We start from the raw sequence: 19159 nt of genomic DNA on the forward strand, positions 1-19159 counted from the left end.
GCGCCCCGCGATTGAAGAGGTGCACTGCGCGGGCTGTGGCGAGCTGGCGCAGGCCGGCGGGGGCCGCTTTCTCGGCACGTTTTACTCGCTCAGGCACGCGCTCCAGTCCGCGCGCCTGCGGCATCCCGACTGCGTAATCTGCCTGCGGTGCGCCTCCCTGCAGCGCTGAAACGCGGCCAGGAGTGGTCCTGAAGTAACGTTTTCGTGATGCCCGGACAGCCGGGCGTCACTGTTATCCCTGACTCCGCCCGCGGCGGGGTCAGCTGACGGGCCTTTCTTCCGGCGGCGGGGCGGCAGGGATTTCTGCGGCCCCGTCTGATTGAACGTGTCCCCTTTTTGCTGTGTCATGCCGGCCACAGCTCATTCGACCCGGGGGGGACAGACCCTGAAACGCTCGACATCAGACCACGAAGCGACCCGTCTTGCGGCGCTGGCACCCTATCAGCAGGCGGATGCGCTGCCGGAAAACGCGCTGGACCGGCTCACCACGCTCGCCGCGCGCCTTTTCCGCGTGCCCACCGCCTTCGTTTCGCTGATTGACGAACAGCGGCAGCTTTTTGCGTCCCGCTACGGGCTGAACATCACCGGCACCGCCCGCAGCGTCGCCTTCTGCGACCACACGCTGGCGCAGGGGGAGATCCTCTGCGTGCCGGATACCCTCGACGATCCGCGTTTTCGCGACAGCCCGCTGGTGCACGGCTACCCGCACATCCGCTTCTACGCGGGGATCCCGCTTGCCACCCCGGACGGCCACCATATCGGCACCGTGTGCCTGACCGACACGCAGCCGCGCCCGCCGCTCACGGACGCGGACCGGCAGCACCTGGCCGACATCGCCGCGCTGGTGATGGACCGGATGGAGGTCCACCGGCTCGAGGTGCTGCGCCACGCCAGCCAGCAGCGGCTGGAGTCCATCTCGGCCACCTCCCCGGACGCCATCATCTGCACCGACCTGCGCCGGGGCATCACCTTCTGGAACCCGGCTGCCACCGCGATGTTCGGTTACGGCCCGGAGGAGATGGCGGGCCAGTATGTGGCCGGGCTTATTCCCGAGCGCTGCCAGACCGACTACCGCAACGAGCTGGAGCGCCTGACGGCCGACGAGGCGGCGATTTCGCAGCCGCGCACGCTGCAGATATGGGGGCTCAGGCGCGACGGCCGGGAGTTTCCGGCCGAGGTGTCATTCTCGGGCTGGCGGGAGGGCGGCGAACGCCTGGTGGGGATGATTGTGCGCGACGTCACCGCCCGGCACGAGAGCGAGGCCCGCCTCTGCGAGCTCGCCTCGCTGGACATGCTGACGCGTCTGGCCAGCCGCGGTGCCTTTATGCAGCAGCTGGGGCAGCTGACCGAGGCCGGCGTGCCCTACACCCTGCTGATGACCGACCTGGACGGCTTCAAGGAGGTCAATGACACGCTCGGGCACGCCGCCGGCGACGCGCTGCTGTGTCACGTGGCGGAGCAGATCCGGCTGGTGTGCGCGGAGGCGGTCACTGCGGCCCGGCTCGGCGGCGACGAGTTTATCATCCTGCTGCCGGGCGGAAGTACCGGTGCCGGCCTGACGGCGGAGCGCCTGATTGCCGCCGTGCAGACGCCATTCAGCTACCACGGCTCCCCCGTGATTGTCGGGGCCAGCACTGGCATTGCCGCCTATCCCGAACACGGAGAAGACGCCTCGTCGGTGATGTCGGCGGCGGACCTGGCGCTCTACCGGGCCAAGGCGTCGGGCAAGGGCTGCAGCGTCCTGTTCCGGCCCGAATTCCTGGCGGCGGAGCAGCGGCGCCGGCGCTTTGAACGCGAGCTGGAAACCGCGGTACGCCAGCAGCAGTTCATCCTGCACTACCAGCCGCGCTATGACGCCGGCAGCGGCCGCCTGCTCGGCTGCGAGGCGCTGGTGCGCTGGCAGCATCCGGCCCGCGGCCTGCTGCTGCCAGCCGAGTTTATGGATATGCTGGTGAAAAGCCCGCTGTCTGTGACGCTCGGCGACTGGGTCATCCGCACCGCGCTGGCGCAGGTCCGGCAGTGGCAGGTCCGCTGCCCGCGGCTGCGGGTCAGCGTTAACCTGTTCCCGCGCCAGCTTTCCGGTCCCGGGCTGGAAAGCGTGCTGCGCGAGTCCGCGGGCGGCGACGCCGCCTTTGTGGACCTGGAGGTGGACGAGCCGCTGCTGACGGGACTCGTTGAGGAAATGCCGGCACAGTTTGCGGCCATCCGGCGCACGGGGGCCGCGTTCGTCATCGATCACTACGGCCGCAAGCTGGGCGCCATCAGCCTGCTTCGGCACGGCTTCGTCAGCGGCTTCAAGATTGACAAGTCGCTGACGCTTGAGCTCGGCACCAGCATGTGCGTGCGGATGATGTTCCGGGCCATCGCGGCGCTGGGGAAAAGCCTCGGGCTCAGCGTGGCGGCCGAGGGTGTGGAAGACGCGGAGCAGCGGGCGTACGTAACAGGCGCCCGGTGCGACATCATGCAGGGGAACGGGCTGTGCAGACCCCTGACGGCGGTGGCGTTTGAGGCGCTGCTCAGCGCGGAGGGTGACAGTAAGACGCTGAAGCACAGCTGATAAAACGGCGCCCTCAGCGGCCCATCAGCCGGTGCGCCAGCTTATCGGGCAGAAGTAAGGGCAGCGAGCCCGGAAACAGCAGACCCCGGCCGGTCCTGTGCAGCGGGTCAGACGCTCATAGTTCGCCAGCTCGAAGTTGGTGGCGGGCACCTCTGCCAGAAGTCCCGCAGGACCGCTTCCGGGCTTTCGACTATCAGGCTGGCGTTTCCACCGACGCTGCAGGCGCAGCCAGGCTACTTTGTAATCCAGACCGCCCTTTCCCGCAACTGCCTTACTTAACCGCATCTGCTCCACTGATGAAGTCGGTTCAGCCGGGGCAAACCCGGAAGCCTCAACACGTGTAGCCGCCGCCAGCGTGACGGCCCATGCGCAAGCTTGCTGCGCAAGCCAGGTGCCGATACCGCTTCCGCGCAGCGGCGGGGCCAGCACCAGACCGCCGGGTGCCAGCGCCACACGTCCCGGCCGGCCGTGCGTGAAAACGGCGCTGACGGTGCCCGAAAGGTCGCCCTGCGGCAGAGCTGATAGCACGTGCCAGGCCAGTATCAGCGAACACATCGGGCTCCGTGACCTCCGGCAGGGAAAGTGCCCCTCCCGGACAGACACCAGGAAGCTGACCGGCGTGTCAGGCAGAATGTCTGTGGATAAACGGCGGACCGTCAGGAAATATTCCGTAAAGGGCCCACCCTGTGGCGGCTGACATAAAACGGCTCCTGATGGTATTCAGGGTACCGTGATGTGAGCGGAGCGCGCTTTACAGCAATGCGCGCTCAGCGGGCCATAATTCAGGATAAACTGTACCGGCTGAAACGATAGTGGCGCAGTCAGTGTAAAAAAATCAGTGAATCAGACACTTCCTGGCATCACTTTCTCGACAGCGTAATATATTCATATAATGTTTTCCCGTATCATGGATGGCGGCTTTCCGCAATATCAGTAAGCACTTTGTGGACTCTGGTCCGCCCTTTACACAGCCAGCGTAAGACCGGTTATGTGAAATCCAGCCTTGATCCCGGGTCTGAACATCCCGGGTTACTTTTTGCCATGTGTCCCGCCACATCGTTTCCGGCTGTACTCGCTGCTGCCCCACGTTGTTCTGTGACACCGTGCACGTTTATCTATTCCGCCGCCGTCACCTGCTTTACGCCTGCGTGACAGAGTCAGGTTGGGAGTGATAAAACCCAAAAGGTTGAGTTGACAGGAGGCATCCCGATGAAAAATGCTGCCACACCTTACCGCGAAGCGCTGATACGTCTTTGTGCGCTCAGGTTGCGCTACCGGCGTGCGAGCCGTAATCCGGCCGCCGGAGTGGTTGACCTTGCGGCGTTGATGTCCGAGCTCGAAGAGGCCGAACAGGACGTTGAGCGACATGAAAAGCAGTAAATGCTTCCGGCAGATCGGGCTTTAAAGTTTTACGCCAGCAGGCCTATACGAATAAGGTGATTAATCCGATGGCCACACTCCACGAGTAAGTCCGTTTATCTCATTGACGTTTTCAGGGGCTGACCGGCCCTGACCGTAACGCGCTCCACAACGTCTTCCGTAACTGCAGATGCAGGCATGACACCGCGCCTCTGCCGTGATTACTGCCACCGGTTCATGCCTGACATTTTCTGTCTGGTCAGTTTGATAAAACCGGCTTCCGGGAGGAAGCCATCAGCACAATCAGTCGCAGTATCTGTTATTTGTCCCCTGATAAGGCACACTAAAGATGTCGGTACGCGCAGGCCAGACATATGCGCAGCGACGATGTACTTTTTCTGGCCGGCAGGCACCACGCCAATAACGTAAAAACGCTGAAAGGCTGAGGAAGGGTCCCTGCCCCGTGTTTCAGTCTAAGAAACCGTAACTGCTGCCTCAGAAGCTCTTCCAGTTATCATCTCCCGCTGCCGCAACGGCAGGGGTGGGACGTAATGCAGCAGCCGTCCTTATCGGCCGTGTTGCCTGAGCGCGCACAGTGTCTGACTGTCCCGAATCGGGAACCAGCGTAAAGGCACTGACCAGCTGATTCAGCGCCGCCGCCTGCTCCATCAGCGAGCGTGACGCGGCCGAAGCCTCTTCAACCAGCGCGGCGTTCTGCTGCGTCACGTCATCCATCTGGTTTACGGCAATATGGACCTGCCCGATACCCTGAGATTGTTCACTGGCGGCAACGGATATCTCATCGACAAGGTCGGTGACCTGCCGCACGGCGTCGTTCATGCGGGACATATTCTCTCCTACACCCTCGGCCTGCGTCGCTCCGGCTTCGACAAAGCCCATGGATGACTCAATCAGCTCCTTGATTTCGCGGGCGGAAGAGGAGGAGCGCTGCGCGAGGTTGCGGACTTCGCCGGCGACCACAGCGAAACCACGGCCCTGCTCCCCGGCACGCGCGGCCTCGACGGCGGCGTTCAGGGCCAGAATGTTGGTCTGAAACGCAATCCCTTCAATGAGCCCGATAATATCCGTAATTTTTGCAGAGCTCCCCCTGATGTCACCCATTGTGCCCAACAGCGTGCGCACCCGGCCGGCGCTGTCTTCAGAAATATCGCGGGCATTTTTCGCCAGCTGACTGGCAAGCTGTGTGTTTTCTGCGGTCTGACGTACGGTCTCACTCAGCTCTGACATGCTTGCCGCCGTCTGCTCCAGCGAGGCAGCCTGCTCCTCGGTTCGTGAAGAGAGGTCCTCATTACCGGCTGCTATCTGCGCAGAGGCTGAGCTGACCGACTGTGCAGAAGCCTCGACCTTCGACAGCGAGGCTGAGACGTTTTCAATAAGATGATTAAACGCTTTTGCGGTCAGGCCGATTTCATCCCGACGCGACTCGTCCACCCTCAGAGTCAGGTCAAGCTGCTGGCTGGCGATTTCCATAGTCTGCCGCATGCCGTTGAGCTGTCCGCGGATAGCGAAAATAGTTTTCAGCGCAAAAAAGGCCAGAATGGAAATGGCCAGCATTGAGCCACCCACAAGGCTCCAGACTGTCATCTGATAAGTCCGGTCATTTTCTTTACGCAGAGTACTACCGATGTTCACATTCAGTTTGAGCTGTTTCTGGTAGCCAGCAATCAGCTGGCGGGCAGCTTCTCCAATGCCGTCATTGCTCTGAAGCGCCCCCAGTGCAACGGCGTCATTCTGTGCGCGTGAGCCAGCAAGAAATGCAGGAAGCGACGATTCAACCTGTTTGATGGTGGAGAACGCCTTCTCTGTCAGTTGCCGGTCCTCCTCGTTCGATATGTCGTTATTTAGGTAATACTGGTTCAGTGATTTGATATTACTGATAGCTTCATCGATTTTCTTTTCAACTTCAGCCTGCCGCCGCGGGTCTGTTGCGCTCTGGTGGCGGTAAAGCCAGATAATAAGGGAGTTACTGCCGTCTACCAGCTTGCCCAGGTCCAGCAGTGAGGCAACGGTATTTTCCTGCACATACTGAAAGCGGGACTGAAATCCGCCGGCAACCATGACGGCCACGATGACCATCGCGACCAGCGCGGCTGAGAGAAGTGAAAAGGTGAGCAATAATCGCTGTGTAATCGTCATCTGTAATTCCTGCCATTGTAAGTGACTGATACTTTATGAAATCTGAAAATAATAAAAACTTTCAGCATATATATCGGCAGAAAAGCAGGAAACGTTATTTCAGGAAAGGCGCACCCGGCGAAATAAATTCTGTTTGTGGCAATCCCATTGCCTGATCCTGTTCGATGAGGATATCCATACAGCATCTCTCAGCAGCACTGTGGCGGATGAGCATCAGCGCCCCCGAGCTCTGAAAGAAAAAAGCCTGTCTGGCCGCTATCGGCCTGCTGGCAGAGCGCCTTCACTGACTCAGAATCGTAATGTTCAGGAATAAACCAGCGGGTCGTTGGCTCTTCCTGAGATACAGGTGCTCATTAACCCGTCCGCTTAAGCAGATAAGGCCTGCGAAGCAGGCCTCATACAATCAGTGTTGTGGCTTCATTGCCGAACCGGACTAAGCGTCCTCTTCCTCTCGCGAATACCCCACAACCATCTCCAGCGCGCCGCGCAGTACATCGAGCCTGACGACGTCAGAGGTGCTCTCCAGCTCTGCTATCAGGCTGAGTATCACGTCCTTTCGCAGCACGCGTCCGCCCTGAGCCTTCAGGCGTGCAAATACCGCGCTGATGATTTCTGATTCAGCGGCCAGCTGATCGCCGCGCTGATTAATTACACTGAGAATTTCTTCTTCGGTTTTGTTCTGCTGCATAACCCATCATCCGGGACAGATAAAGAGAAGGGCGCCGCCGGCGCCCGGGCTGTCTTCAGACTCCGTTCTGCCTCCGCCCGTGGCGGAGATACGTTACCGGTCAGTGCCGGCGCGTGCCTGGCGGAGGCGTATCCTCTGTCATAAACAGCGACTCCGGACTCTGTACGAGCCGGGCGCCAGGAAGCGCCGCACTGACCTCATCAAGCGCCAGTTTCAGGGCCTCAGCCCTGTCGGGATGCGTTTCACGCGCGGCCATTTCGATCAGCCTGACGGCAACCGTTGCACCCGATACCGGTGCATTCTCGCTGAGCAGACCGAGGACGGCCTCACCGATAACGTGGTCCATAAGCATTTCAGTTTTGTTTCTGTACATACCACTTCCCGGGTGTCAGTAAAGGGACGCTTTCCTGTACCTGCCGCCGCTGACGCGGCTGGCTGACGTTACATCCGCATGCATGACCGGATGTGATATCCACGCCGGAGAAGGCACTGCTGTGGGCAGATACCTGATTCAGAGAGGCTCTTCCCGGCCAAACAGCAGGCCAATCAGCGTGCGGCAGAGCTGCTCCTCTTCTGCGCTGCCCGCGAGCTCCAGGCGACGTACGAGCTTTGCGCAGATGGCCGGCCGGTTGAGGGCGGCGCCGCTGCGCAGGATTTCCACCACGATCTGCCCCAGCATGGCCTGCTGCGAAGGGAGTTGGGCGTCAGTGAAATAACGGGCAATGTCTCCCGCATTATCAGGTTGCATGCTGTTCTGGCGCATAGTCATTTCTCTCGAGATAATGGTTAAAATGTCATCGGGTGATGATGCGCGGAAAGTTATACAAAAAATAAAAACCTGTACAGAAATATTTTTGACGGTGAAATGAATTTTTTAGCAAAAAATGCTAATCATTATAAATCATGAGGATAAATAACTTATCTTACGAAGGGCGGAGGGGGGGCATCCCTGACAGTTTCTCCGGCCGGCACGCGCACAGCGCGCCCGATGCGAGGCTGGCTTTTCATCGTCGTGTCCCGGCCAGAGCCGTTCTGCGTTCCAGGTCGTTCTAACCGTCGTTTTCCTGACCCGTCATCGTCATCCAGTGCAGCTCAGCCTGCTCGCGACTGCCGTACTGACGGAAACCCTGCAGCCAGCGTCTGGCATCAAAGATTTCCGCAAGCTTCTCGTCGCTGACGTCAGCTTCGGCCATCACGGCGAGCTCCTTTCTCAGGGACCCTACCGTACTGTCCTGGCCGGCGCTCGCCAGGCTGACCGCTGCCTCTCCGATAATGAGATGGCCTTTCTCATCGTCGTGATAGAACACAGCAAATCCTCCTTCTCGGGAAAATAACAACCTCAGGACTGAATGTAGACGGAGAAGGCGCCTTCCCCAGAAGAAAAATCTGTCATATGGATAAGAAATAAAGTATTGGTTTTGTGTGGCGGAGTCGCCGGGTGTAGAACAGAATATAAATGCGTGAGAAAAACTGATGTGTTCAGTACCAGGGGAATATGCGGTCAATACAATAACGCTTTAAAAATTAGCCGCGGCATAACAGCCGCGGCGTTTCGTTACACAGCCTGCCACTCACTTTCAACTTCATCTTTAGATTTGGAAAGAATGACTTTATTGTCGTCCACTTCATTAACCCAGCTGAAGGGGATGATGTGATGCTGACCGCCGGCTTCCGGGTCGCTTTTCGCCAGCTTAATTTTGTCATCACCCTCGAAGTGGTCAACAACACCCACGTGCTCGCCGTTAACGTCCACTACCTGAGCATGGTCCAGAACTTCTGCTTTATCAACCATAATTAATCCTTAATAACGTCTGGTAAATGATAAATTAACCCAGTCATCATGCTGGGTATGCTTTTAAAGCGTGGGTTATTAATGTGTCTGGCGTCAAGAAATTAACATAATGAAACATCTTCCTCATCGCAGTGTATGGCGCATACCTCTGTCCCGCCTTTCAGCCGCGAGGCTGCAGAGGCCGGTCTGACAACTGTTTACCCGGTGCCATGATGAAAGCGCCGGCTGGATTAGATCCAGACTCAGTTAAGGAAAATCGTTGAATTATTCCCCTGGCACTTCCCGGACTCTTTATGAATACGGTTAATCTGCCCTGTGCCACTCTTCCACAGACAACCATACTTTTTCTGGCCAGAATTACTGCCGGTGGATGGATTAGGTAACCTGATTTCCAGCGTTCTGAACGCTGCAAAAATGATTAAAGGTGTCGCACTGTATTTTCGGCTCTGTTGCAAAGATCAGCGGCGCTGATAAACTTTCTTCCCATTTTCACCAGTGACGCACCCCATGAATGTATTTAAAGGCGGGCATTTTCAGCGCGACATCATCTTCTGGGTGAAATGCGCCTGGTAGCCAGAGTGTTTGAAATGCGGGCCTTTATCATCGGCCAGAAGGCATATCAACTTTAATATTTGCAACAGTGCCTAAATGCGCACCTTACGAAAACTTCGCACGATCTTCGTAGTGTTGTGACCAAAAAGCGCTTAACAGCAAGCATCAGGGCAGCTTTCGCCGCCCTTTTCATAACTGTTACTTCAACGCAATACGCGCGATGCCGTCAGCGCCTTTTGTAGAAGAGTCTTTATTAAATTCCGCTTTCAGGGTCACATACAGGGTGTTGTCGTCTGGGCCAATCAGCAGACTGTTAGGATTCTGATCAAACGACCAGCTGTTTTTCACCGCGTAAGTGGTGGCATCCAGCTGCAGCACTTTCTTCGATTCACGCTGGCTGATGTAGATTTCGTTGCGCTTCGCGTTGAATTTGATGCCCAGCGAGTCACCTTCAATACGTTTGACCACTTTGCCGGTGTGCTCGTCGAGTACCAGTGTCGCTTTTCCTTTGGAATCGTCAGTGATGAACAGACGGCCAGTGGCAGGATCTTCTGCCATGTTCAGGAACAGATACTCTTTACCGTCACCCGCCGTCCAACGCTTCTCGATTTTGTGGGTGCGCGGGTTAATCACCAAAATTTCGCCAGAACCATTGGCGGCATAAATGCGCTCAGTGACCGGGGAATAGATCAGGCCCGTTACCCATTTACCGGCATTTTTGATCTCGGTTTTTAGCTTGAAGGTTTTCGTATCAACCACCGAGATGTAACCTGGATCGGCAACGCGGCCCACGTACAATTCGTTGCCGTGCCACAGCACTTCACGGGCGCCCGCCGGATAACCTTCTTTACTGATTTTGCCTGGGAACACCAGACGTGCCAGCACTTTGCCACTCTGGGCATCAACCTTAGAGATTGCGCCATCCAATGAGTTAGTGGTGTAGAACACACTGCCTTGTTCATCGATTGCCGCACCAAAGTTTTTCAGATCGGTGTGAGTCTCGCCTTCAGTCGCCAGGGTTGCTGGGTCCAGACGATAGATAACACCGCCATTCACATCCTTAAAGCTCTGCGCGCTGGCGACAAACAGCCCTTTTGAGTCCTGTGAGTAAACCATCTCATACAGGCCATCACCCAGGACACGCTGTGTCACGGCGGTATCAACCGGTTTAGCGGTTTCAGCAACAGGGGCTTCGGCTTTTTTAGCAGGCGCCTGACAAGCAGTCAGACTAAATGCAGCAGCAACCGCCATGGCAACAGCGGCTTTGCGCGGACTAAACAACGATTTCATGCAGTACTCCATCAATGGATGAACGGCTCCGACCGTATCTAACGAGCGGAAAATATAAGAAGAATGAGAATCATACGCATTAAGATGAAGGAGGCAAATATTCACGTGGATTTCTCTGCTCTCCCGCTTTCAAACAGAAAAAATGTTCACTGCATCTGCCGCACCATTTACCGCAAAGTTCCTGTTTATTCCCGTAACAAAAATGAAAACGCCAGCAACTAACGGGTTATGAACGCATCCATCACACTGATTTCGTTGTTATTTACACATTATTACACTTCAGGTTGAATCATTGCGAGATTCTATAAAGCAAATGATTATCATTGGCGTTCGTAAACAGGAATACGCCGCACCTGCCCCTTTTCTATGGGGGGTAAATTCAGGCGCAAACATAACAACTGAAGCCTGATGGCTTTACATAACAATCATTGACCACGGAAATAATTATGTCTTCGAAAGGCAGGGATTCAGGCATCCGAAAAACGTATAGCGTGTCGCTTTTGGCGATGGCAGTACATACCCTTCTCAATCCAGGCATAGTACAGGCGGCAGATAACACGCAGCAGGATTTGGTGGTTAATGCCATCACCAGCGACAACAGCGGAGATAATGAGAAGCAGGATTATGCGGTGAAAACCACGCGTGCTGGCACCAAGTTGTTACTGACGCCGCGCGATGTGCCGCAATCGGTCAGTGTGGTGACTCAGCAGCGTATGCAGGACCAGCAATTACAAACCGTCACCGATGTTTTGAATAACACCACCGGCATCACCAGTAACCTGGTCGACTCAGAACGTTCAGAATATTATTCACGCGGTTTTAAAATCACCAACTTCACCTTTGACGGCATCCCCACGTCGGTGGGTGACAGCTGGAACTACGGTGATGCCGCCTCTGATACCGCGATTTATGATCGTATCGAAGTGGTACGTGGTGCGACCGGACTGATGACTGGTGCGGGCAGCCCATCAGCGTCGGTGAATATGGTGCGTAAGCACGCCGACAGCAAAGAATTCACCGGTAGCGTCAGTGCCAGTTACGGCAGTTGGAATAAGCAGCGCTATGTGGCTGACATTGCGGGCCCGCTGAACAGTAACGGCTCGTTGCGCGGACGTGTTGTAACGGGTTATCAGGACCAGGACAGCTGGTTAGACCGTTACCATAAAAACAAGAAGTTCCTGTATGGCGTCGTTGATGCCGACCTTACCGAACACACCACGCTTTCACTGGGTTATGACTATGAGAAAGCCGACACGCGTGATCCTACCTGGGGCGGCTTACCAGTGTTCTACAGCAATGGATCACTGACGCATTACAACCGCAGTCTCAACTCCGCCGCCGACTGGACTTATTACCACACTGAAGTGCAGAAGTTGTATGCCGACCTGGTGCATAACTTCAACAATGGCTGGAGCATTCATGTTAACGGCACGCATGCGAAAAATACCTTTAGCGATAAACTGCTCAATATCTACAGCGCCTTCCCGGATGAAACCACGGGTGAAGGGGTGACCGGTTACGGCAGCCTCGATCGCGGTAAACGTGAACAAACTTCCGTTGATGGCTATGCCAGCGGTCCGTTTGAGTTGTTTGGACGTCAACATCAGCTCATGGCGGGTGTAAGCTACAGCCGTCAGCATAACCAAACCTACAGTCAGGATGGCGTCACCGATCTGGATGAATACGACATTACGTCAGCCGACATGGGGGCTTTTAATAACAACTGGACCGGCAATATCGCTGAACCGCAGTGGCAAGGCTGGTATCTCAACGCCAATGACGTGATCCGTCAGAAATCCGCCTACACCGCCGCGCGCTTCTCGCTGGCTGATCCACTGTCACTGATTATTGGGGCGCGCTACACCGAGTGGAGTACCAACGGCAGCAGTGGCAATATGACCAAGAGCAATACGACGCCGTATGCCGGTTTGGTGTATGACATCAACGATACCTGGTCAGCCTATGCCAGCTACACCTCGATCTTCCAGCCCCAGACTTACCGCGACGCCTCAGGTCATTACCTGTCGCCAGTTACCGGGAAAAGTTACGAAACGGGCCTGAAATCAGCGTGGTTTGATGGTCGCCTGACGGCTACCGTCGCGGTATTCCGCATCCAGCAAGAGAATGTCGGTACGGCTATTGACGGCGTTTATGTTAATAACAGTAGCGAGCAAGCGTACTACGCCACTAAGGGCGCGCGCAGTAAGGGGGCAGAGTTTGAGCTAAACGGGGCCTTGACCGATAACCTGCAACTGACCTTCGGTGCCACACGTTACATGGCACGCGACAGTGATGGGCGATATAACCCGGATCAGCCGCAAACCGACTTCAAACTGTTTACGCGCTACCAGGTACCGAGGTTGCCAGACCTGACCATTGGCGGCGGCATCAACTGGCAGAACCGTACCTTTGAAGATGTCAGCGCACCAGAAGGCAGTACGCAGCGTGTGTATCAGGGCAGCTATCCGCTGGCCAACCTGTTTGCGCGTTATCAGGTCACCAAACAAGTTGCGGTGCAGGCCAACGTCGATAATTTATTTGACCGCGAGTACTACACCTATATGAACAACTATGTTTACGGTGAACCGCGTAACTTCTCGGTGAGTGTCTCTTATCAGTTTTGATTGAAAAATCCCCGGTGCTAAGCCGGGGATTTTTGACATCAGACCTTGTTTTTATAATTAAAACTGATCTGCGAATTCTGCTCACGCGGTGAACGCCACGCTTCTAAATAAACCGATTTCCAGTACGGATTATTCAGGGATGAGCGCATCACGCCCCGGCTAACCGAAGCGTGAAGGAATTGATGATCGGTGTCATAAAAGCCGACGTATAACTCATGTTTGATACTAAAGAACACTAAATCAGCGGGTTGCAGGTGTGACTGATCAACCGGCTGACCCATGGCGATTAATTCTTTGGTGGTGACACGATCCATCGGAATATTAAAACGATCTTTTAACGTGCGCCAGACGAATCCCGAGCAATCACCCCCGTTAATTGCGTTCGACCCCACTGGTATTTGGTGCCTTCCCATGAGTGCATCTGATCGTGTAATGGGGATTAAATGGCACTGTTGCAAATATTAAAGTTGATATGCCTTCTGGCCGATGATAAAGGCCCACATTTCAAACACTCTGGCTACTAAGTGCATTTCACCCAGAGGATGGCCGAAGTAGAATGACTCAGCCTGGCCTTTGCACAGCGCGCGCATCACTTCAATCCCTTTTATCGTGGCGTGAGCTGTCTTAATCGATTTAAACCCCAGCGTGGCGCTGATTATCCGTTTCAGCTTGCCATGACCGCATTCGATAACGTTGTTCCGGTATTTGATCTGCCGGTGCTCCACCTCCGGCGGGCATTTCCCTTGACGTTTCAGTAACGCCAGTGCCCGGGGGAGTCGGTGCTTTGTCTGTACTGATGATGCGCGGGATCTTCCACTGTTTTACGTTGTTTAAAATCTTACCCAGAAACCGGTAAGCGGCATTCGTATTGCGATGCGGCGAAAAGTAAAAATCGACAGTGCGGCCCCTGCTGTCAACGGCCCGGTACGGATAAGCCCACCGGCCATTCACTTTGATATAAGTTTCATCCAGATGCCATGAACAGAAGCCGGAATGCTGTCCCGTAAAGAAAGACCCAGTGGAAGTCCGCCCGCTTTCGCGTGGGGTAATGTCGCCCGGAAGCTCAACCCCTTTCTGCCCGGTTACAGGGCAGCATTCGCTTTCTCCACCTTCCTGTACCCGCACCTCCATCAGCCTCCCTTGCGGTCGGCTTGCCAGCGTGGGCAGAAGTACGGGCTTACCGTGTTTCACTTCAGTAACAGAATGGGTCAGACCCTGCCTCTTCATCGGCAATCGTGATGTCCGTGTGCTCTCACTCGACAAAAGAGCAGCCGATTGCGTACCTTTTGGTTCAAGCCTGTCAGCATCTTTGGCTTGTCAATGTTAACGGCGATTCACAGTAGTTCACTTATGTTGGTCATGCCATTCACCCTCGATAATGTCGCGGGCCAGCGACGGGTTCAGCGGGCCGTCAACGGACCACATCTGCGCCTCGGCCATGGTGTCCATCAGCACCTGCGCGGTGCGGGTGTAGCATTCAAACGCAAACAGCGGATCGTCGCTCAGGCAGCGGGAACCCCAGAAGCGGTAGCCGTCTTTGCGGATAAGCGTGGTGACGTCGTTCTGGTTAAGCAGGCCCGCGTCGGTAGCCGGATCCTGTAAATCCCAGAATACGTCCTTTGAAATACCGGTCACGCCGTTCACGCCGACGTTAGAGAGCGACTTATGCCAGCCGGTTTGTTCGTCGATTTTGGCGCGCAGGCCCAGCGCGCGGGCGGTGGCGTAGGCCGTGGCGTCCTGCTTCAGTACGGTGTCAAAGCTGATGAAGTCCGACCAGATCAGCATCCCTTCGCGCTGGCTGAAGTTGGCGCGGTAAGCGATCGCCTCCTCCACGCTTTTGCAGCCGTAGGCGGACAGGTACGCAAACCCGCGCAGGCTCTGCGCCACACTCAGCAACTCGGTTGCAACGGCCTGCGTATCGTGCCCAGGCGCGCCGAGGATGCGCGGCTTTACGTCGCACACCGACTGCGCGGCCAGCAACGCTTTCATACCGGTGCGCTGGCCGTCGGTGACGCCGCCGATGATGTTCGCGGAGGTTTCCGCCTCAGTCTCGCCCTGCGGCACGCGCACCACGACGGTGACGGGTTTGGACTGGTCGGCGATAGCGTCCAGCGATCGGGCCAGCGTGCCGGATTCGCCCGCCTTGCCGCTGGCGGTGAGTACGCCGGTCAGCAGCACCGGTCGGTTAAGCGGGAACGTTGCCGGGTCGGCGTCGTCGCCGGTGCAGACCAGCCCGACGATCGCTGTACTGACGGTGGTAATGGTTCGGGTGCCCTCGTTGATTTCCTCAACGCGCACGCCGTGATGATAATCCTGTGCCGTTTGGCGGTTCTCCTGTTAAGGGGTTCCGCTATGGTCGTGCCTCATTGCAGATGGCGCATCTGAGTAGTGTTGTGTGAGGGCTCACACAATTATCCGCGACTCCGGAGTAACTGCCGTACCCGCTGGTACAAATTAAGAATGGACCGAATCAGGGATTATTCCCCCTGAATCCGATTGATAACCCTCTTCAATACTTTAACTATGAGGGAAATGTTAAACGGGAGAATAACGATGAAACTGGCCCCGAAACATTACCGCCTGTTGTCCCTACTGCAGGAAAGAGGCTCGGTTCCCGCGCGTATCAGGCCTGTTATAAGGGAAGAACTGGTGGCAATGGGCCTCGCTGAATATTTTCACTGTGAGGAGTGGCTCAGGGAAAAGGAACGCTACAGGCTGACGAAGCAGGGCCGGGAATTACTTGAGAAACACGATAAAGAGATTGAGCAGGAAAAGCAGCGTGCCGCCGGTGAGTCACGGCCATTTCGTCCTGGAAGGCCGCGAAAGGACAGCAACCGCTTCCCTTGACGCTTCCAGTCTACAGACTAGCCTTGGTAGGCATTCTAATAAAATCGACGTTTTCGTTACCCCATATTATCCGCGCGCTGGCGCGGTTTTTTTTGCCCAGTAAATCAGTTCGACAGTGTTTAGTCTTGTCATATCAACTCGCCCGCAAATCATGCAATGGGGTATTTGTCAGCGAGACATCTCACCTGCCGTAACCCGATATCCTGCGTAGTGTACCCTCTCAAAACATTGCATCACCTTGACGATGCCGTTAAACCGGTTATATTTACCTACCTGAATAAGAAATTGTGTTTTCATTTTAGTTTGCTGCCGCGCCCTCCAGCGCGGTTTTTTTTGCCCCTGAAATAATCACATTACTGACAGTTAAGTTCTTTATCTTCGCGATTCAAACAAATCATTATCCATTTGTGCAGTAATGGTATTCTCTCACAGCGATTTATCCTGTCGCGAATTTCACTTCTTTATTTTTCCGCCCGACATACCTGGTCAGGTTGCGGCGTTTTTTTATCTGTAATGCTTTCGTCCTTAAGCTCTCTTAGTCTTGCCGCCGGAATATAGCGGTATAGTGTTTTGACTGACACTTCCAGCATCAGTGAAACCTGCAGCATTGTTGCCCCCTGAACCAGCATCCGCTCAGCCCTGGCTGTCACGTCCGCTTTCATCACCCGCCGGCGGCCCCCAACGCGCCCTTTTTCCCGCGCAGCTGCCAGCCCAGCGCGGGTTCGCTCTACGATCAGCTCGCGTTCCATTTCCGCAAGCGCCCCCATCAAGTGAAAGAAAAAGCGCCCCATCGGCGTGCTGGTATCAATGCTGTCGGTCAGGCTGCGGAAATTAACGCCGCGTTCACGCAGTTCTTCCGTCAGCATGACCAGATGACGCATGCTGCGCCCGAGCCTGTCCAGCTTCCAAACAACCAGCGTGTCCCCGGCCTGCAGGCAACGCAGCGCCTTTTTCAGTCCGGGGCGAACACGGGTTTTTCCGCTGATCCTGTCCTCGAAAATCAGCTCACAATCTGCGCTCTGAAGCGCAATCCGCTGTAAATCCGTGTTCTGGTCATTTGTTGATACCCTGATGTAGCCAATCAGCACGCTGCAATCTCCGCAAATGGGCGTGAGTGTGCCAGTCCAGGCCATCACGGGCCAGGCCATTGATTCGCCTAAACCTCGGTTTGGACGATATCGCAAAAGCGGGGGTTGCGACCGGCGTAATGGCATGGCCGGGTTATGCGATACTGCCGCTTATCATCAATGGTGCAAAGGTCACCATGGTTGAGCCGCAGGCGTTGCCGGTGCCGACGTTGAACGCCAGCGACACCAGCGCGTCGTAAACCTGCTGCGCGCCACGCAGCGCGCCAGTGCCGCCTCGACGCGTAACACGTTGGTGGTGAAGTTGCCCGCCGCCTGCCGCTCGGTGATCGTCTTGCCGGGAATGACGCCCAACCTGGCGTCCCACCCGTATTGATGCTCACAGGTAACGCTTCACCTCACGGTATCCGCGCGGCCTAAGTCCGGACTACCTTGTTCTGGCAGCTTCACACAGGCCCGTTGCCGATCCTGCATGTGCCAGTAGGCTACTGATGACGGAACATCAGGTTCCTCTCTGATTTCTCAGCGGAACAATTACTGAAGCGACTTTTTACGTCGCACGTCCAGAAACATTTCGTCGGTTGACTGAATTTTCGTCATCACACGCCGATATAGCGCCTGAAGCATATTTTGTGCCTCATTACGCTGACCAGGAGAAATGATGTTCCGGAAATTATTAAAAAAAGCGCCTGCCGTAAAAAGGGCTGATACAATCACATCTGCAATACCGGCTGTTGAAACGGTTTGCGCAGATAACAGCGACACTCTGCTGCTGAAATGTCTGATGAATATCAATCAGACGTGCGTGTGGTACACTGAGGCACCTGACCTGCGGACTGATTCGCCCGCTTTCTTCTCACCTTCGGCCCGTCGTCTTTTAGGATTGTCTTCTCAGAAGGAATTTGGACTCGCCTCGCTGGTGCAGAGGGTTCATCCGGATCACAGAGACGCTTTCAGAAGTTTCATTCATTATGCTGTCAGCCACAGTGTCGTCGGTAATCCCCTACGATGCCGTATTAAAACAGATGCAAATAATTCTCAATGGTTCCTTCTCCGGGCTCAGTACAGCGCAGACTTTACGCCGCCCCGGCTGGTTGGCACTATTGAAAATATCGGGGAAGAAATCGAGCAGGCCCGCCTTTTCGATATCGTATCCACACGCTTTGACCTGTCCCGGGAAATGCTTAACGACGGACTCTGGGACCTCGATATTATCGGTGGAAATCCGCTCAACCCGGACAACGTATTCTGGTGGTCACCGCAATTCAGAAAGCTGCTTGGCTTTGAAACGACTGAAGAGTTTCCGGACGTAATGGAAAGCTGGGCATCACGCCTTCATCCGGAAGATAAACAGGCTGCGCTTGACGCGTTTGTCAGCCATCTCATGGACTTCAGCGGTAAAACCGGTTTTGATATCGAGTATCGCCTTAAACTGCGCAGCGGGGAATACCGGTGGTTTCAGGCCCGGGGCCAGACAAAGCGCGCGGCAGACGGGACGCCACTGCGTGCTGTCGGTGCGCTTATTGACATTCAGGGGCGTAAAGACCGGCTGCAGCACGAAGAAAGTGAAATCAGGCGGAATATCCAGACAGCTGAAACCGCTAAAGAAATTGCGGAACTGGTATCTGAAAACGGAAGCATTGCAGCGCAAATTAAACTCATTTCGCTCAACGCAAGTATTGAAGCCGCAAGGGCCGGAATACACGGCAGGGGATTTTCTGTTATCGCCAGCGCTATCAGGGGGCTGGCCGAAAGAACAGCTGACATCACCGGGCAGATTTCCCGCCTGCAGATGCGCATAAAAAGTTTTGCTGCGGACACTGACAAATCAGACATACGCTGATCGTCCGGCATTATGTGTGTTCATATCAGCCAGCCGCCTGCTCTGCCCTGTTAGTAGGTGCGGGATCCCATTAATGACCCGAGAGGCTGCTTTTGCAGATGCAGTGAGGTAAGTCCTACTACGAACGGGGCGGGGCTCAGGCGATGTGTTGCCGGCAGACAGGTCATGGTTACCTCTTCAGCCAGCCGGTTTCCGCAGAGCGTGCAACCGATCTGACTGCATCCGGTCCGGTTACGGTTTTCGGTGCCAGCAGCACTTTACCGGCAAGAAAGGCTGCATAGCCTTTAGCCGGGCGGGCTGAACGAGCCCTGCCGGTGCGTCACGGCACGCCCGGCTAAGCAGGGTCTATGGAACATTTACCCGGT

General features: G+C 55.7%; 15 protein-coding genes and 4 pseudogenes. 6 read left to right on the top strand and 13 right to left on the bottom strand.

The genetic code is table 11. The annotated features are described in order from the left end of the window. The first annotated feature begins 346 nt into the window (after window positions 1-346). Window positions 347-2557: a putative bifunctional diguanylate cyclase/phosphodiesterase gene (locus AC6I79_RS16540; protein ID WP_498027434.1), complete on the top strand. Its 2211-nt coding sequence runs from the start codon at window positions 347-349 to the stop codon at window positions 2555-2557. 24 nt (window positions 2558-2581) lie between these two features. On the opposite strand, the gene AC6I79_RS16545 is transcribed toward AC6I79_RS16540, so the two are convergent. Continuing rightward, window positions 2582-3112, bottom strand: coding sequence for a GNAT family N-acetyltransferase (locus tag AC6I79_RS16545; RefSeq protein WP_498027435.1), 531 nt, complete (start codon window positions 3110-3112; stop codon window positions 2582-2584). A 654-nt stretch (window positions 3113-3766) separates the two neighbouring features. Here AC6I79_RS16545 and AC6I79_RS16550 point away from each other — a divergent pair. Further along, window positions 3767-3937 (top strand): hypothetical protein, encoded by a 171-nt coding sequence (locus tag AC6I79_RS16550; protein ID WP_176428074.1) that lies wholly within the window; start codon window positions 3767-3769, stop codon window positions 3935-3937. 474 nt (window positions 3938-4411) lie between these two features. Here the strand turns inward: AC6I79_RS16550 and AC6I79_RS16555 are convergent, their stop codons facing one another. The 7 genes from AC6I79_RS16555 to AC6I79_RS16585 all read right to left on the bottom strand — a co-directional run bounded on the left by AC6I79_RS16555 (window position 4412) and on the right by AC6I79_RS16585 (window position 10395). After that, a complete protein-coding gene (locus tag AC6I79_RS16555) occupies window positions 4412-6073 on the bottom strand; it encodes a methyl-accepting chemotaxis protein (RefSeq protein WP_059009463.1) in 1662 nt (553 codons plus the stop codon). A 433-nt stretch (window positions 6074-6506) separates the two neighbouring features. Beyond that, window positions 6507-6761: a biofilm development regulator YmgB/AriR family protein gene (locus tag AC6I79_RS16560; RefSeq protein ID WP_222985823.1), complete on the bottom strand. Its 255-nt coding sequence runs from the start codon at window positions 6759-6761 to the stop codon at window positions 6507-6509. 100 nt (window positions 6762-6861) lie between these two features. After that, window positions 6862-7107, bottom strand: a complete 246-nt coding sequence (locus tag AC6I79_RS16565; RefSeq protein WP_498027436.1) for a hypothetical protein — start codon at window positions 7105-7107, stop codon at window positions 6862-6864. A gap of 165 nt (window positions 7108-7272) precedes the next feature. Continuing rightward, window positions 7273-7524, bottom strand: a complete 252-nt coding sequence (ycgZ, locus tag AC6I79_RS16570; RefSeq protein WP_059009457.1) for a regulatory protein YcgZ — start codon at window positions 7522-7524, stop codon at window positions 7273-7275. 286 nt (window positions 7525-7810) lie between these two features. Next, window positions 7811-8068 carry a hypothetical protein gene (locus tag AC6I79_RS16575; protein WP_059009454.1) on the bottom strand — a complete coding sequence of 86 codons (258 nt, stop codon included), beginning with the start codon at window positions 8066-8068 and terminating at the stop codon, window positions 7811-7813. Between the two features lie 248 nt (window positions 8069-8316). Continuing rightward, entirely contained in the window at window positions 8317-8553 is a 237-nt protein-coding gene (locus AC6I79_RS16580) for a DUF2171 domain-containing protein (protein ID WP_059009452.1), read from the bottom strand. A 750-nt stretch (window positions 8554-9303) separates the two neighbouring features. Then, window positions 9304-10395 carry a YncE family protein gene (locus AC6I79_RS16585; protein WP_059009451.1) on the bottom strand — a complete coding sequence of 364 codons (1092 nt, stop codon included), beginning with the start codon at window positions 10393-10395 and terminating at the stop codon, window positions 9304-9306. Between the two features lie 446 nt (window positions 10396-10841). Here AC6I79_RS16585 and fhuE point away from each other — a divergent pair, with 446 nt between their 5' ends. Further along, window positions 10842-13019 (top strand): ferric-rhodotorulic acid/ferric-coprogen receptor FhuE, encoded by a 2178-nt coding sequence (gene fhuE / locus AC6I79_RS16590; protein WP_498027437.1) that lies wholly within the window; start codon window positions 10842-10844, stop codon window positions 13017-13019. Window positions 13020-13057: 38 nt separating this feature from the next. Here fhuE and AC6I79_RS16595 read toward each other — a convergent pair. The 3 pseudogenes from AC6I79_RS16595 to AC6I79_RS16605 all read right to left on the bottom strand — a co-directional run. Continuing rightward, a pseudogene (locus AC6I79_RS16595) lies at window positions 13058-13452 on the bottom strand (C40 family peptidase); the annotation flags it as partial. A 28-nt stretch (window positions 13453-13480) separates the two neighbouring features. After that, window positions 13481-14012: pseudogene (locus tag AC6I79_RS16600) on the bottom strand (IS6 family transposase); the annotation flags it as partial. 375 nt (window positions 14013-14387) lie between these two features. Then, window positions 14388-15317, bottom strand: a pseudogene (locus AC6I79_RS16605) (phage tail sheath protein); the annotation flags it as partial. 255 nt (window positions 15318-15572) lie between these two features. Between AC6I79_RS16605 and AC6I79_RS16610 the strand changes: the two are divergent. Then, on the top strand, window positions 15573-15866 hold the full coding sequence (locus AC6I79_RS16610) for a hypothetical protein (protein ID WP_153010132.1): 294 nt from the start codon (window positions 15573-15575) through the stop codon (window positions 15864-15866). 461 nt (window positions 15867-16327) lie between these two features. Here the strand turns inward: AC6I79_RS16610 and AC6I79_RS16615 are convergent, their stop codons facing one another. Then, complete coding sequence (locus tag AC6I79_RS16615; protein WP_498027438.1) at window positions 16328-16954, bottom strand: recombinase family protein; 627 nt, start codon at window positions 16952-16954, stop codon at window positions 16328-16330. An 80-nt stretch (window positions 16955-17034) separates the two neighbouring features. On the opposite strand from AC6I79_RS16615, the gene AC6I79_RS16620 reads away from it, so the two are divergent. Then, the gene (locus AC6I79_RS16620; protein WP_222986723.1) at window positions 17035-17193 is read left to right on the top strand and encodes a hypothetical protein; all 159 of its coding nucleotides are present in this window, start codon (window positions 17035-17037) and stop codon (window positions 17191-17193) included. On the opposite strand, the pseudogene AC6I79_RS16625 reads toward AC6I79_RS16620, so the two are convergent. Beyond that, window positions 17121-17302, bottom strand: a pseudogene (locus tag AC6I79_RS16625) (glycoside hydrolase family protein); the annotation flags it as partial. The gene AC6I79_RS16620 and the pseudogene AC6I79_RS16625 sit on opposite strands and share 73 nt — an antisense overlap. Before the next feature lie 307 nt (window positions 17303-17609). On the opposite strand from AC6I79_RS16625, the gene AC6I79_RS16630 reads away from it, so the two are divergent. Beyond that, complete coding sequence (locus tag AC6I79_RS16630; RefSeq protein ID WP_498027439.1) at window positions 17610-18794, top strand: methyl-accepting chemotaxis protein; 1185 nt, start codon at window positions 17610-17612, stop codon at window positions 18792-18794. Window positions 18795-19159: the final 365 nt, after the last annotated feature.

The organism is gamma proteobacterium symbiont of Scutellera amethystina (genome assembly GCF_059730845.1).

What these genes read in the sequence shown, in the direction of transcription:
- AC6I79_RS16630 (WP_498027439.1), top strand. Translation starts at nt 17,610, where the DNA reads ATGATGTTCCGGAAATTATTAAAAAAAGCGCCTGCCGTAAAAAGGGCT.
- fhuE (WP_498027437.1), top strand. Translation starts at nt 10,842, where the DNA reads ATGTCTTCGAAAGGCAGGGATTCAGGCATCCGAAAAACGTATAGCGTG.
- AC6I79_RS16555 (WP_059009463.1), bottom strand. Translation starts at nt 6,073, where the DNA reads ATGACGATTACACAGCGATTATTGCTCACCTTTTCACTTCTCTCAGCC.
- AC6I79_RS16550 (WP_176428074.1), top strand. Translation starts at nt 3,767, where the DNA reads ATGAAAAATGCTGCCACACCTTACCGCGAAGCGCTGATACGTCTTTGT.
- AC6I79_RS16610 (WP_153010132.1), top strand. Translation starts at nt 15,573, where the DNA reads ATGAAACTGGCCCCGAAACATTACCGCCTGTTGTCCCTACTGCAGGAA.
- AC6I79_RS16540 (WP_498027434.1), top strand. Translation starts at nt 347, where the DNA reads ATGCCGGCCACAGCTCATTCGACCCGGGGGGGACAGACCCTGAAACGC.
- AC6I79_RS16580 (WP_059009452.1), bottom strand. Translation starts at nt 8,553, where the DNA reads ATGGTTGATAAAGCAGAAGTTCTGGACCATGCTCAGGTAGTGGACGTT.
- AC6I79_RS16585 (WP_059009451.1), bottom strand. Translation starts at nt 10,395, where the DNA reads ATGAAATCGTTGTTTAGTCCGCGCAAAGCCGCTGTTGCCATGGCGGTT.
- AC6I79_RS16565 (WP_498027436.1), bottom strand. Translation starts at nt 7,107, where the DNA reads ATGGACCACGTTATCGGTGAGGCCGTCCTCGGTCTGCTCAGCGAGAAT.
- AC6I79_RS16560 (WP_222985823.1), bottom strand. Translation starts at nt 6,761, where the DNA reads ATGCAGCAGAACAAAACCGAAGAAGAAATTCTCAGTGTAATTAATCAG.
- ycgZ (WP_059009457.1), bottom strand. Translation starts at nt 7,524, where the DNA reads ATGCGCCAGAACAGCATGCAACCTGATAATGCGGGAGACATTGCCCGT.
- AC6I79_RS16545 (WP_498027435.1), bottom strand. Translation starts at nt 3,112, where the DNA reads ATGTGTTCGCTGATACTGGCCTGGCACGTGCTATCAGCTCTGCCGCAG.